Below are 13,569 nucleotides of genomic sequence, written 5' to 3' on the forward strand. Positions count from 1 at the left end.
GGAGCCAAGTATAATCGTAGCGACCGAACTGTTTTGTGGTGCGGTCCCTGCTACGCGCAGCACGCGGTAATCTATCCAGAAGACTACTTTCCATCATTGGTACGAATTTGCGGCCTCGTTCCCGTACGGCCGTTCGCGACAATGAAAAGCACATAGCACCCCCAATAGATGCTATCGCTGCTTTGACTGACGGATCGTTCTTGATCCGTCGGTCGATCCGGACATTTTGGCGCATCGTATGAAGCCTGCGCAGCAACGGATCTCGTATGCACACTTACTCGCTTCGTCGTCCTCCCCCAGGGCTCATCAGCCGAGAGCGCGCATCTCTACTCTCCATTACTTATTGCAGTGGTAATGATGACTGGCCATCTGTTCGTAAATCGCGGGAGCGATTGATGGCGGCCTGTAGATCGACAAGGGAATGGAAGACACCGCGCTTCAATCGACGTCGGCTGAGCTTGGCGAAGAATCCCTCGACGGCGTTGAGCCAGGAGCACGAGGTTGGCGTGAAGTGGAAGACGAAACGCGGGTGGCGATCGAGCCATGCCGGACGTTGGGACGCTTGTGGGCGGCATAGTTGTCGAGAATGACGTGGATGATCTTACCGACCGGAACCTCCGCCTCGATGGTGTTCAGAAATCGAATGAGTTCCTGATGACGATGGCGCTGCATGTTGCGGCCGATGACAGTGCCGTCGAGGACGTTGAGTGCGGCGAACAACGTCGTTGTGCCGTGCCGTTTGTAGTCGTGTGTCATGGTTCCCAGCCGGCCCTTCTTCAGTGGCAGGCCCGGCTGGGTGCGATCGAGGGCCTGAATCTGGCTCTTCTCGTCGACCGACAGCACGATAGCGTGGGCCGGCGGGTCGACATAGAGCCCGACAACGTCGCGCAGCTTGGCGACGAAGTCCGGATCGTTCGAGAGCTTGAACAGTCGGCACCGATGAGGCTGGAGCCCGTGCGCCTTCCAGATACGGCGAACCGCACTGGCGCTGATGCCGCTCGTCATCGCCATCAAGTCGGCTGTCCAATGGGTCGTCTCGGTCGGCGGAGCCGCCAACGTGAGCGCGACCACACGTTCGGCCACCTCCGGGCCGAGCCCAGGAATCCGCGAGGGCCGCGTCTTATCCCGCAAGAGGCCGTCGACACCTTCTTCCATGACGCGTTGTTGCCAGCGCCAGACGCAGGTCTTGGAGGTGCCGGTCCGGCGCATGATCTCGTTGGTGCCGACGTCGTCGGCGCTCAGGAGCACGATGGCCGCTCGCCAAGCGTGCTTCTGCGAGGAGTTGCGGTCCTTGGTGATCGCCTCGAGCCGACCGCGATCTGGTCGTGTGAGCTTGATCGAAATCCCAAGTGCGCATGCCCGAGGCTCGCACGCCCGCCCGCCAACGGGAATCCCTACAGGGGACTCTTATGTTAGACAGGGACCACTAGTTTCAACCGGGAGGTAGCCTTGCGACGACTAACTTAGTTATGAAGGTCAGCTCAGTCTTGGAGCCGCTATTGGCTGCATCGCGGTAGATCTTTCTAATTTTTGCGTCGAACTCCGCTTTACCGATATCTTCGACAATGCGGAGGTTTATTGTCGACGCGTGAGAAAGAGTCACGAACGTCGTTTCATCAACGTAGTGATCATTATTCCATTTCAGCGTTTTGATATCTCCGAATCCGCCATGTTCGCGCAGCTCTTTCACGAGATCAAGGAAAGCGTAGCCGCCGGTTCCACCGTCAGTATTCATTCCACGACGGAAAGCTGGCGCGTACTTCTCCTGAAGCGTCAGATAGTCATCATGCAACTTCGATAGATTATCGTGCGGCAGGTTGTCGAGGAAGGCGATGAGCCCACCTGGACGAAGTATACCCGGAATTGAATTGAAGAATATCGGCCGATCGAATCGATGCACGGCATTAGCAGCTGTTATAGCGTCGTAAGGCGCATCGGGCAGCGGCAACCGTTCGGCCGAGCCGGCGATGTATTCGATAGGCATCGTGCTGGGCTGCTTCGCTGCAATTGTTCTCATTGCGTCGCTCGGTTCAATCCCCACAATAACCCCGGCATTTGATAGATAGTCGGCAAGCTGTCTAGTGAATATGCCCGTGCCGGCACCGATATCGGCCACACGTGCTGTCCCACCGGCGTCGGAGAGCTCAGTATCCAAGTACTGAAGTGCTTGGATCGCGTAGCCTGGCCGTATTTGAAACTCATTTGCTAACTCATTGAACAATTCCCAGTTGCACGATCGCAACAGCTTTCTTGTCATTGCTCTCTCCGCTTCCAGTGTTTGGCACCATTTTCGCGCGCTTCGTCGAGCTCACTCAACTCAATCAGAATGCGCAGGTGATACACTCCAAGTCATTACACCCTGTTTTGCCGTGATAATGGCCAGATTTTCGCCACAACCAAGCTGGTTCTGCCCATGAGGGGACGCAGCAGGATACCCGATCCCCGTATGGCTTCGGTCAATTGCGGCTCGGCCGCAAACTGAATGCCTAAATGGCCAAGCACACCTGCTGCAAGAGCCTCGGTCCGCGTCGTGTATCGTACGACATCGATAAGCCAAGCAGCTTCCTTGGCACCGCGGTAGAGACCTATCTCGCTCGCGAGACCATCGTGCGTTTTTCTGAGGGGAGGAGAGTTCGCGGTCGGCGCAGAGGGGTTCGCGCAACCTTTTTGAAGACCTTTGGCGAAAGATGATTGTGGTTTATGCAGCATGATGAATGCCTTGCAGGCTGACGTTTGACCAGCCCGATCGTCGCAAGCAGACAGATGACATTTAGCCGTCATCTCGATCAATTACTGGTACTGGTAGTTGATTACGGTGCGAATTTCTGCATCGGGCACTAAGGCGTCAAGAAACACCTTATGGCGTGTCCCGTTAGAGGCGCTGTGAAGCTTGGCACTAACGTAGCCGTGGCGGCGTATCGCGTTCGCTGGCTCTGCAGCACAGTGACCATAAATACTCGCCGTAGAACATCACGAATTGGCTTGCCTTCCGCAGCCATGACAGTTGCATTCCGGCTGAGCGACAGCGCCTTTCACGAGGCATCGAAACGCTAATCAGGTTCTGCGCCGAGAGATTCGTCCCAGCACCGTGACCGAGTCGACGTTTCGGAATCGATGTCAAGCCATAACAACGCGCTGAGTCGATCCGCCCCTTTTTAGAGGCTGCAATTTTGTATCTATTGCCAATCATCGGCGGCTTTCAATTGTTAGGCTCGCCTCGACTCTTCGCGCGCAGGTCAACTACCAAGACTCGTAATTGATCCAATTGACATAAGGATGTCTTCTATCGATTGACGAGCAAACACACCCTGAGGGGGATCTCTCGAAGGAACTCGGCATGCAACATAAACCACAACCAGTTTTTGCAACCACCCAAGATCAGCGCGACACTTCGTTTAGTAGCATCAGACGCGCTCAGTTCCGCGCAAAGTACGCGCTCTCCTTTCTCATGAAAGCGCACAATGCGTGTCCGGGTAGCAAGCGCGAAGGTTCCAGGGCGCTCTTTGCGTGCGGACGGTCAATTGCCTGCTCTCTCGGCTGCCACGATGTCAACGAAGTTCGTCTAACTAAAAAGGCTTACACAGAGAGGCCGCTCGCCTATCGGGGCGAATGGCGGAAAAGGGTTAGCGACTGCGAGTTGTGATGATCTGAGTTCGTATGAGATACCCAGCGCAGCTAAGTCGCTGATTGCTGAAAGCACCTTCAAGCATCGTCAGCCGGGCCTGAGTGCAACGCCACAGCTCTTGTTGCCGCAGCAACCATTCTAATTCTGGCGAGCGTCTCGCGGCTATCGCCGTCGGAATCTGGCTCCTTGCGTAGCCGTTCATCAGAGGGCCTAGCAATTATGCGCTATCGGTGGCGTCACGTTTTCCGGCATTCTCGAGGCGATCATCTCGGTTCAGTTCGTGCTCGCCCTGGTCGTACTTGCTAGTTTGAGTGCGAAAACGGTTTGTGTCACGTGCCCAATCCTGACTTCATTTTACGTTGAAGCAAGGTTCGTACTTGCAAAGGGAAGCTTGCATGAATGTTCGCTGTGAACCCCTCCAAGCGGGCCGTCTATCCGAGCGAAACTACACCCGCGGCTGGATCTATCGAGAAATCGGCATCGAGCCGCTCATTCAATGCGCCGGCGTCCGGACGCTTTATGGAGCAAGCAATCCAAGCAACGAAGTTATAGCGGCAATGAACGCTTCCGCCGAAGCGTTCGTCGATATGGACGAGTTGGCCGAAGCCGCAGGTCAAAGGATTGCTGAACTTACGGGCACGGAATGGGGTGTCATTACCGCCGGCACTGCGGCAACGCTAGCGTTGGCCACTGCGGCGTGCATCGCCGGCAACAATCCGGAGCTGATGCTGCGGCTACCGGATACATCAGGTCTACGGAACAAGGTTCTCATTCCGTCCGATGAACGTTTTGCTTACGAACAGGCGATTCGCGTCGCGGGCGGTGAAATCGTCAGCATTTCCAGTACAGAGGATTTTGCGCAAGCATTGGACGGAAGCGTCGCAATGGTTTGCTTGCTTGGTCGCACGGACGCTGAGTCGATATTGCCACTGAGCTCGCTGCTCCCCCTCGCGCGTGCGCACGCCGTGCCTATACTCGTCGATGCGGCTGGCCTTTCGCCGGCGAAGCCGGACCGGTGGATCAAGAACGGGGCTGACTTAGTGGTTTACGCAGGCGGCAAGTATATTCGAGGACCACAATCCACCGCGATCGTGCTTGGTAGGGAGCGGCTTTGCAAGGCGATTTGGTGGAATGGAGCACCTCACCAGGCATTCGGCCGGGCAATGAAGGTTGGCAAGGAAGAGATGGTTGGCGCCCTATTCGCGCTCGATCGCTGGATCAATTTTCAGTCGGCCAAAGACGAGCGCGACCAATGGGTTCGCCGATTGAAACGGATCCAGGATCTCCTCGGTTTGTTGCCAGGCGTTACCACGAAAGTACTGTCATGGGCGGGGTCTGTGACAGCTATTCGGCTGAAGGTCATCTGGGATACCGATATTATTCCATTTGATGCGGAAGGCCTAAGGCTTGCGCTGTTGCAACGCCGACCGCGGATCCTGATCCACGACTTTTGGTCTACCCCAACCTCGATCATAATCGATCCCGTGAATCTCTCCGATGATGAGGCCGAGATCGTTGGCTGTGCGCTGGTAGCTGCATTTCGGCAGCCCCACTTCATCGCTCAACCTGCACCGGACGTTCGTGCAGAAATCGACGTCTCTGGCAGATGGCGTGTTGAAATGCAGTTCCTTCACGGTTCGGCGACACATCATATTGAGGTTCAGCAGAGCGAGGAAATCATCTCAGGCGTCCATGATACTGGATCGTCCGCCGGAGCGTTATCTGGTGGGGTGCACGGCCGTCATGTTCGCTTCGAGGCTGCACACGAACAGGTTCCAATCGCACTGTTCTACGGGTTTGATGGCGAACTAACAGAGGATGGCTCCATCAGTGGAACAGTGCGCCTCGGTGGCAGCACCAAAGAGCATCTCGGGCCGGTGTTCAAAGGCCAATTTGGTGTTGCCAAATGGCATGCAACCCCCTCGGTGAAGTAAGGATGGATCGAGGAGGATCACGAAGTGTGCCACCGACCAAATGGAGACTGGATTGACGATTCAGGATGTAGACATAGCGCTCCGGCATCCGAGGAGCCTGAATGGAAAAGTCGCGTTGGTCGTCGGCGGCTACGGAGCGATCGGTGCAACGATCTCCGAGATGTTGGCCGCCGCCGGTGCGATCAGCATTGTTGCGGGCCGAAATGGCGACCGGGCGCGCACTCTTGCCGCAGAACTGACCGACAACGGGGCTTCTGCCCAAGGTGTCGCACTCGATGCGTGCGATGTCCGCGCAGTACGGGATTTAGTTGGTGCGCTGAGCCAGCGATATGGATCAATCGATATCCTAGTGAATTGCATCGGCTTCAATAAGGAGCAGAGATTGCTCGAGGTGACACCAGAAGCCTTCGATGAAGTCTACTCCAGGACGTTGCGTGTTGGAATGTTTCTGTCTCAGGCAGTTGCTGCACGCCAAGTATCAGTCGGCAGGGCCGGCAGTCACATCCATCTTCTTTCCGTCCGCTCATCGCTTGGTTTCCGAAACCGGGGCTACAGTGCGTTTTGCGCCGCGAAAGGCGGGCTCGCAATGCTGTTGAAGCAAGTTGCAACTGAGTTGGCGCCATACGGCATCACCGTTAATGGTGTCGCGCCGGGGTTTGTGAGGACTTATAAAAACGAAACGGCTCTCGCCGACGCGACCGCGTTTCAGCAGGCCACTGCGGACATTCCCCTTGGGCGATTGGCTACACCGGGGGATGTCGCTGGCGCCGTGTACTTCTTCGCATCACCCCTATCACGGTTTGTGACCGGCCAGATCCTCTACGTAGATGGCGGGCTAACAGCCAGCGCATAAGGAGACATTTTTATGAACGAGAAGTCGAAGAAGATTGGGGTGATTGGAGCTGGTATCATTGGCACTTCCGTTGCCTATCATCTTGGGAAGGCAGGTGCACGAGTGACCGTCTTCGATGTCGGCGATCCTGGCAACGGGGTTTCCTCAACGTCGTTTTCTTGTCTTAACGCGTTCGGGCAACCTGAGACCCACCTGAAGTTCAGGCTCGACGCTATCAAGTACCATGGCGCGCTCGCGCGCGAGATTAGAAGCGAGCGCCACCTCCATATAACGGGAACGCTTCGGCTTGCGTCTTCGGCGAAAGAAGCGGCGAAACTTAACCAAAGCGCGAAGATGCTTCGCGAGTACGGAAGTCGGGTAGAAGCCATCGCACCGGCAGCAGCAAGTCGCCTCGAGCCAGGTATCAACAGTCATTCGGCATCCGAACGAGTGCTTGTGCCGGAAGAAGGATGGGTGAACGCAAGAGCTTTATGTGAAGCACTTATCAACGCGTCCACCAAGCAATTTGACGTTCAGTATCGGCGGGAGCACGTAGTTGGGTTTGACAGCCGAGGCTCAAAGGTGCGAGTAGGCCATATGATGGGTACAGAGGTATTCGACTCTCTCGTGCTGGCGGCCGGTAATGACACGAATGCGCTACTCACGCTTGCTGGCATCGCCCCACTTAGGTTGAGTACAGAACCTGGGCCGCTTGTGGAGCTCTCGGGTGGCGTCGGCCCCCACAGCCTCCGGCACGTCGTTTACGCTGATAAACTCCATGTTAGGCAAGGCGACCACGGCGGGGTTCTGGCCGGTGTCGCTGCTCTCGAAGCCGATGCGTCCCTAGTTGAGCGAATGGAGGCAGAACGCCTTTCTCTCGTCAATTCCGGATGCCAGTGGGTAATACATTTTGCAGAAATGCAACGAAAGTGGACCGTTGGATTCCGTCCGATGCCGGCGGATGGTCGACCGATGATCGGCGCTCTTGACGAAGAACACACCATATATGTGGCAGTCATGCACGGAGGAATAACGCTCGGACCGCTAGCAGGACGCCTGCTCGCATCTGAAATGATAGAAAAGAGGAATGCGGTCGAGCTACGGGATTACCGACCAAGGCGTTACATCGCGCAAGAAGCCGATTGGCGCCAGCAAGCGACAAGAGCCGGCCAGTTGAATGTGGCAAGCAAAAGCAGCGAGTAGCCTTGGCGGTCTTGTCCCACGGAGTTCGCTCTGACTCAACATATGGATCACAGCGTAAATTGCGCCGGAGAGGTCATTGCAATTTATAGGAGCACGAGGCCCGCGTCCCGCCTGCGGATATGTGCCGTAAGCAAACGGGTCTCTCCGGAGACTGCCTCAGATGCGCTTTGCTGCGACAACCGGGATGTCAAGAGAACGTGTTGGCCACAAGATCGCGCCGACAATGCGCCTACATTATTGGATAGGATAACTGTATCGCTTGCCCACCTGTCTAGAGAGCGGAATGTCTGAATCGATTTTGGATTGAACGAAGCCGCTGCCGCGGCGTAAGGGGCAAGGTGGCGTAGATCGCCTCCTGGCTGAGAGGATGTGGGTGTTGGAGCCCACCCCCTCAGACAGGAGTATCGAGATGGCCGATTTGAGCCCTCTTCGCCGCCGCATGATCGAAGACATGACCGTTCGCAATCTGTCGCCGGCGACGCAGCGATCCTACATCAGCGCGGTTTCGAAGTTCAGCCGCTATTTTGGCCGATCGCCTGAGCGGTTGGAGCTGGAAGACGTCCGCGCGTTCCAGGTGCATCTGGTCTCGACCGGCATCTCATGGCCGGCGCTGAACCAGATCGTCTGTGCGCTACGGTTTTTCTACGGCGTCACGCTCGGCGAGGCGCTCATCCCGGAGCGCATTCCCTATGCGCGAGAACCACGCAAGCTGCCGGTCGTGCTCAGCGCCGACGAAGTGGTTCAGTTTCTTGAAGTGGTATCGAGTCTGAAGAGCCGCGCCGCGCTCACCACCGCCTATGCGGCCGGGCTCAGGGCCTCCGAAGTCGCGGGACTGCGGATCGAAGACATCGACAGCGCCCGCGGCGTCATCCAGGTGCGCCACGGCAAGGGCGCGAAGGATCGTAACGTGATGCTGTCGCCCCAGCTGCTGGGCATCCTGCGCACCTACTGGCGGCTCGCCCGGCCGCGGCTTTATCTGTTCCCGGGACGTGACGAAGATCATCCGATCGATCAGACCGTGTTGCATGCCGCCTACCGGTCGGCGGTGAAGGCTGCGGGCCTGACCAAGCGCGTCACGCTGCACACGCTGCGCCACAGCTTCGCGACGCATCTTCTCGAGAACGGAACCGATATCCGGATCATCCAGGTCTTGCTCGGGCACAACAATTTGTCGTCGACAGCGCGCTACACGCAGGTCGCCACCGATACGATCCGAGCGACCCAGAGCCCGCTCGACCGCCTGTCGCTGGAGGTGACGCCACCTGGATGATCCGCGGCGGGAAGTGGGTCATGACCCGCTCCGACAGCCGCTCCGACAGCCGCTCCAACAGGCCCGCCATCGAGATTGCCGATATTCTGCGCCGGCATGGCGACGCCTATCGCCGTGTACATGCCGGTCATCTCGGTCGGGTCGAGCGGCGCGTGATGAGCGCGATCGTGGCGTGCCGGACCGAGGCGCTCGGTGGCCACGTGGAGGCTTGCGACGACTGCGGCACGACACGCGTAGCCTATAATTCCTGCCGCATCCCGCACTGTCCGAAGTATCAGGGAGAGCCCGAGCCGCGTGGCTCGCCGCGCGTCAAGCCGACCTGCTTCCGGTTCCCTATTTCCACGTCGTCTTTACACTTCCCGCACCGATCGCCGCGATCGCTTTCCAGAACAAGGCCGTCGTCTATGCCATCCTGTTCAAGGCTGCCGCCAAGGCGATGACGACGCTCGCCGCCAATCCACGCCGGCTCGGCGGTGCGATCGGCGGCGTCGCCGTCCTCCACACCTGGGAACAGGCGCTGATGCATCATCCCCACGTCCACTGCGTCGTTCCGAGTGGCGGCCTCTCGCCCGATGGCGCGCGCTGGATCGCTTGCCGACCGAACTTCTTCCTGGCCGTCAAACCGTTGTCCAGACTATTTCGCACACTTTTTCTCAAACGTCTGTCGGCAGCCTTCAACTGCGGTGCCTTGCGTTTCTTCGGCGAACTCGGAGCTCTGGCCGAGCCGGCTGCCTTCGCGGCCCACCTCGACGTCATGCGACGCATCAACTGGGTTGTTTACGCCAAGCGGCCCTTCGGCGGGCCCGCACAGGTGCTGGCCTATCTCGGCCGCTACACCCATCGCGTCGCCATCGCCAACAGCCGGCTCGCAGCCCTCGACGAGGATCACGTCGCCTTTACCTGGAAGGACTACCGCCAGAACGGCGCGACAAAGATCATGAGGCTCAAGCCCGACGAGTTCGTCCGCCGCTTCCTTCTTCACACGCTGCCCGACGGCTTCCATCGCATCCGCCACTTCGGCTTCATGGCTAACGGCCATCGCGCTGCCAAACTCGCCCTCTGCCGCAAACTTCTCGATCATGAGCGGACAGCGCCAAACAATGCCGAGCCGTCGCCCTTGGATTCGGCCCTCCATACCCGGGCCGAGGTTCCTGCCTGTCCCGATTGTGGGGGCGTCATGCGCATCGTCGAGCGCTTTCGACACAGCTGCAGCCGCTCCAGCCCTCGAACCCCACCGTTCCGATGCGACACGTCGTGAGCCAGTTCGTGCCCTGCACGACGATCATCATTCCCAGCGTCTCGATCACCGCCGACGCGGTCGAAGCCGTGCGGCCACACCGCGCGACGACAACCATTCAATGCAGCGACCATCGATCGCGACCGCCTGCAAAAACGCTCCCGGTCTCAAATTGCCGCCAATGCGCAGCCAGCACGTCTCCGCTTCAGATACACAGTCTGCGATAGCCAGTTGCGATCTCGAACAATCCCCATAGCCTCACCACCGTGCCCACCCTCCCGCGCCCTTCGCTCAATACGGCTTCAATGAGGTCGCGTGATAAGCGCTTGCGGCGCCCTCGCGTGAGCGCGACCTCACAGAACCCTCCAGATTCCCAAATCAGGCCGGTTCTGATTCAACATGCTGGCTGGGAAGGAGGCCAGCAATGGATGGGTGAGCCTATTCACTTAACCTTCGTAAGCATGTGGTTGGGGCTGTCCTTGAGCGTGGCTTGTCGTGCCACCAGGCGGCTACGACATTCGCCGCCGTGGATCGTCTCGTGCACCACGCGACCATCTTCGAGCTCAATGTCGAAAGCTCCCGGCGGCGCGAGGCCGTCAAGAGGAAGGGCCCCGGGGGCCAACATCACACGCCACATCCGCCAACATTGCTCCTGATTGACGCCTCGCGACAATCGTAAGCGCTAAGCGGGACCCTCGCTTCGGGATCGGGATAGCTGTGCGAAGAAGCCTCCGGCTTGGACGGAGGTTTGGGATGGGATTGGACAGCAAAAAAGACGTCCATTTGGACGGCTCATCGGCAGGGTCGGTGAGCCGGCTGGAGGTTCTTGAAGGACCGTCGGGGCGCCGTGTGCGTTCGGAGGCTGAGAGAGCCCGGATTGTCGCGGAGAGTTTGCTCCCCGGTGCCCAGTGTCCGAGGTGGCGCGCAAGCACGGAGCGACGCGCTGGCAGATTTACGATTGGCGACGACGCTTTCGACAGCGAGGCATGCTGGCGCCGTGCGAGGCATCGCAGTCGACATTCGCACCGCTGGTCGTGGAAAGCGCGTTGGAGGAGCGTCACGTTCCGGCGATCAAGCTTGAGATCGCGATCGGCGATGTCGTGCTGCGGACGGACACCGCCATAGATGGCGAGCAGCTGTCCCGGGTGATCCGCGCAGTGCGAGCGTCACGATGATCGCGGCCGGTGCCGATCTGAAGATTTACATCGCGACGCGGCCGATCGACTTCCGCTGTGGCCACAATGGGCTTGCGGCGAAGGTGCAGGAGATGCTTCGTCTCGACCCGTTCAGCGGCGCAGCCTTCGTGTTCCGATCGAAACGAGCGGACCGGATCAAGTTTTTGGTCTGGGATCGAACGGGCCTGGTGTTGGTGCACAAGCGTTCTCGAAGGTTGCAAGTTCGTTTGGCCAACGATCGCAGACGGCGTGATGCGCATATCGCCGGCGATGTTCGCAGCCCTGTTCGAGGGGCTGGATTGGAGGTTGGTCCGCCCGGAAGAAGCACGGCGTCCCCAGGCGGCTGGATAACTGCGGCAGAATGACTCGGAAGCTATTTTGAACGTGGCACGCGCGGCGGCGATGTGCTCGAAATAGCGCATGAGAATCGCGGCGCTGCGCGACGAAAATGAACAACTGAAAGCGCTTTTGGCGCAAACGCAGGCGGCCTTGAGCGAGCATCAGGGAGCGCTGGCGGCGTCGGAGGAAGCGCGGCGTCGGCTGGAGGTCATCCTCGGCGAATTCCGACGCGAGAAGTTCGGCGCGAAGTCCGAGAAGCTGCGGCCAGATCAGTATCACTTACCGCTGGAAGACGTGGAGATCGCGCAAGGCATCCTGGACGCGGCGCAGGAGAGAGCCGAGGCTGTGATCAAGGGCCGATCGCGGAGCGTGCCGGATCAAGGCTCTCATCGCAATCGCGGCTGCTTGCCTGCCCATTTGCCGCGCGTGGAACGGATCATCGAGCCTGCGAGCACGCTCTGTCCGTGCGGTTGCGGCGCCATGACGAAGATCGGCGAGGACGTCAGCAAACGCCTCGACGTGATCCTGGCGCAATGGCGGGTGTTGGTCACGCGCCGCCCGAAATACATCTGTCGCCACTGCTCGGGCCCTGTCGTGCAGGCGCACGCACCGGAGCACGTCGTGCCCAGCGGGCTGCCGACCGAAGCGGCCATTGCGCACGTGATCGTCTCCAAGTTTGGCGACCATACGCCGTTCTACCGTCAGGCCGAGATCTATGCGCGCCAGGGCATCCGGCTTGATCGGGCGACACTGGGCAACTGGTCCGGCCGCGCCTGCTTCCATCTTCAGCCCATCGCGGACCACATGCGCCGCCGCCTGGCCATGGCGGATCGTCTGTTCATGGACGAAACCACGGTGCCGGTGCTCGATCCCGGGCGAGGCCAAACGAAGAAGGGCTACTTCTGGGCGATCGTCTCCGACGACCGTGGCCACAGCGGTCCAAGTCCGCCGATCGTGCTGTTCCGATATGCCCCCAGTCGCAGTGGTGCCTTCGCTGAGGAGTTCCTGCACGGCTTCAACGGACGCTTTCTGCAATGCGATGCCTATGGCGGTTATGACCGGCTGACCGAAGTCGCTCGCCCGCAAGGGCCGTGGACGCTCGTGCATTGCTGGAGCCATTTGCGCCGGCGCTTCGTCAAATTGGTGCGCAACAGCAAGTCTCCGATCGCCGAGGCCGCCGTTCGGCACATCGCGCAGCTTTACGCCATCGAAGCCATAGTGCGCGGCTCATCGCCGGACATCCGGTTGGCCGCGCGCAAGGAGCACTCGCTGCCCATGGTAGCCGCGTTAAAGTCGTGGTTCGAGAAACAACTGTCGATGATCTCCAGCGGTTCGACGCTCGCCGAGGACATCCGCTATGCGCTCAATCATTGGCAGGGGCTGACCCGCTTCCTCGAAGACGGACATCTCGAGCTCGACACCAACCCGGTCGAGAACGCCATCCGCCCAGTTTGCTTGACCAGGAAAAATGCTCTCTTCGCCGGTCACGAAATCGGGGCAGAAAACTGGGCTTTGCTTGCATCCATCGTGGCCACCTGCAAGCTCAACGACGTCAATCCGGCCGGCTACATCGCCGAAACACTCGAGGCGATCATCGACGGCCATCCCCGTAGCAGGATCGACGACCTCATGCCGTGGCGATTCCGCAAGGCGTCAAGCCAGCCTCAATAGGGTGGCGGCTAAGCGCTTACCGACAATCAAGCTGAGAAAGACCTTGCGCGCTTCAATCAAAGCCGGAATCATTGCCTCCGCGACGACAAGTGGCAACTTCTGCGTCCGAAAGGCGTTGCCGAAAGTTAGATGTTCAGCCTCTGCTTGCAATCCTTGGATTGCTCGGACTGCGACATAACGCAGCTTCGTCCGATGGTGCCCGCGAGGAGCCATCTTGCGCCCGCGTGACCCATCAAGCACGGCCGCTTCTTTATTCGAAAGCGTAGGATTCTGCCCGGCGTCC

Annotated in this window: 9 protein-coding genes and 2 pseudogenes; 8 read left to right on the plus strand and 3 right to left on the minus strand. The window is 59.0% G+C overall.

Translation table 11 applies throughout. The annotated features are described in order from the left end of the window. Positions 1 to 340: 340 nt before the first annotated feature. The 3 genes and pseudogenes from ACP2YP_RS33555 to ACP2YP_RS33565 all read right to left on the minus strand — a co-directional run bounded on the left by ACP2YP_RS33555 (position 341) and on the right by ACP2YP_RS33565 (position 2,709). Positions 341 to 1,344 (minus strand): annotated as a pseudogene (locus ACP2YP_RS33555) (IS630 family transposase). 88 nt (positions 1,345 to 1,432) lie between these two features. Then, on the minus strand, positions 1,433 to 2,257 hold the full coding sequence (locus ACP2YP_RS33560; protein ID WP_426420484.1) for a class I SAM-dependent methyltransferase: 825 nt from the start codon (positions 2,255 to 2,257) through the stop codon (positions 1,433 to 1,435). Positions 2,258 to 2,352: 95 nt separating this feature from the next. Beyond that, a complete protein-coding gene (locus ACP2YP_RS33565) occupies positions 2,353 to 2,709 on the minus strand; it encodes a hypothetical protein (protein WP_426420486.1) in 357 nt (118 codons plus the stop codon). A 1,311-nt stretch (positions 2,710 to 4,020) separates the two neighbouring features. Here ACP2YP_RS33565 and ACP2YP_RS33570 point away from each other — a divergent pair. From ACP2YP_RS33570 to tnpC, 8 genes and pseudogenes are all read left to right on the plus strand, one after another. Continuing rightward, positions 4,021 to 5,559, plus strand: coding sequence for a hypothetical protein (locus ACP2YP_RS33570; protein ID WP_426420488.1), 1,539 nt, complete (start codon positions 4,021 to 4,023; stop codon positions 5,557 to 5,559). 52 nt (positions 5,560 to 5,611) lie between these two features. Then, positions 5,612 to 6,412 (plus strand): SDR family NAD(P)-dependent oxidoreductase, encoded by an 801-nt coding sequence (locus ACP2YP_RS33575; RefSeq protein WP_426420490.1) that lies wholly within the window; start codon positions 5,612 to 5,614, stop codon positions 6,410 to 6,412. A 12-nt stretch (positions 6,413 to 6,424) separates the two neighbouring features. Continuing rightward, the gene (locus tag ACP2YP_RS33580; protein ID WP_426420492.1) at positions 6,425 to 7,594 is read left to right on the plus strand and encodes an NAD(P)/FAD-dependent oxidoreductase; all 1,170 of its coding nucleotides are present in this window, start codon (positions 6,425 to 6,427) and stop codon (positions 7,592 to 7,594) included. Positions 7,595 to 8,003: 409 nt separating this feature from the next. After that, positions 8,004 to 8,864, plus strand: coding sequence for a tyrosine-type recombinase/integrase (locus tag ACP2YP_RS33585; protein ID WP_426420494.1), 861 nt, complete (start codon positions 8,004 to 8,006; stop codon positions 8,862 to 8,864). Between the two features lie 20 nt (positions 8,865 to 8,884). Next, positions 8,885 to 10,122, plus strand: a pseudogene (locus tag ACP2YP_RS33590) (IS91 family transposase). A gap of 965 nt (positions 10,123 to 11,087) precedes the next feature. Then, positions 11,088 to 11,276: a hypothetical protein gene (locus ACP2YP_RS33595; RefSeq protein ID WP_426420496.1), complete on the plus strand. Its 189-nt coding sequence runs from the start codon at positions 11,088 to 11,090 to the stop codon at positions 11,274 to 11,276. Beyond that, positions 11,273 to 11,641 (plus strand): IS66 family insertion sequence element accessory protein TnpB, encoded by a 369-nt coding sequence (tnpB, locus tag ACP2YP_RS33600; protein WP_426420498.1) that lies wholly within the window; start codon positions 11,273 to 11,275, stop codon positions 11,639 to 11,641. Before ACP2YP_RS33595 ends, tnpB begins: the two co-directional genes overlap by 4 nt. A gap of 55 nt (positions 11,642 to 11,696) precedes the next feature. Then, on the plus strand, positions 11,697 to 13,286 hold the full coding sequence (tnpC, locus tag ACP2YP_RS33605; protein ID WP_426420500.1) for an IS66 family transposase: 1,590 nt from the start codon (positions 11,697 to 11,699) through the stop codon (positions 13,284 to 13,286). Positions 13,287 to 13,569 lie beyond the last annotated feature (283 nt).

The organism is Bradyrhizobium genosp. A (genome assembly GCF_049949275.1).
In the GTDB taxonomy this organism is placed as follows: domain Bacteria; phylum Pseudomonadota; class Alphaproteobacteria; order Rhizobiales; family Xanthobacteraceae; genus Bradyrhizobium.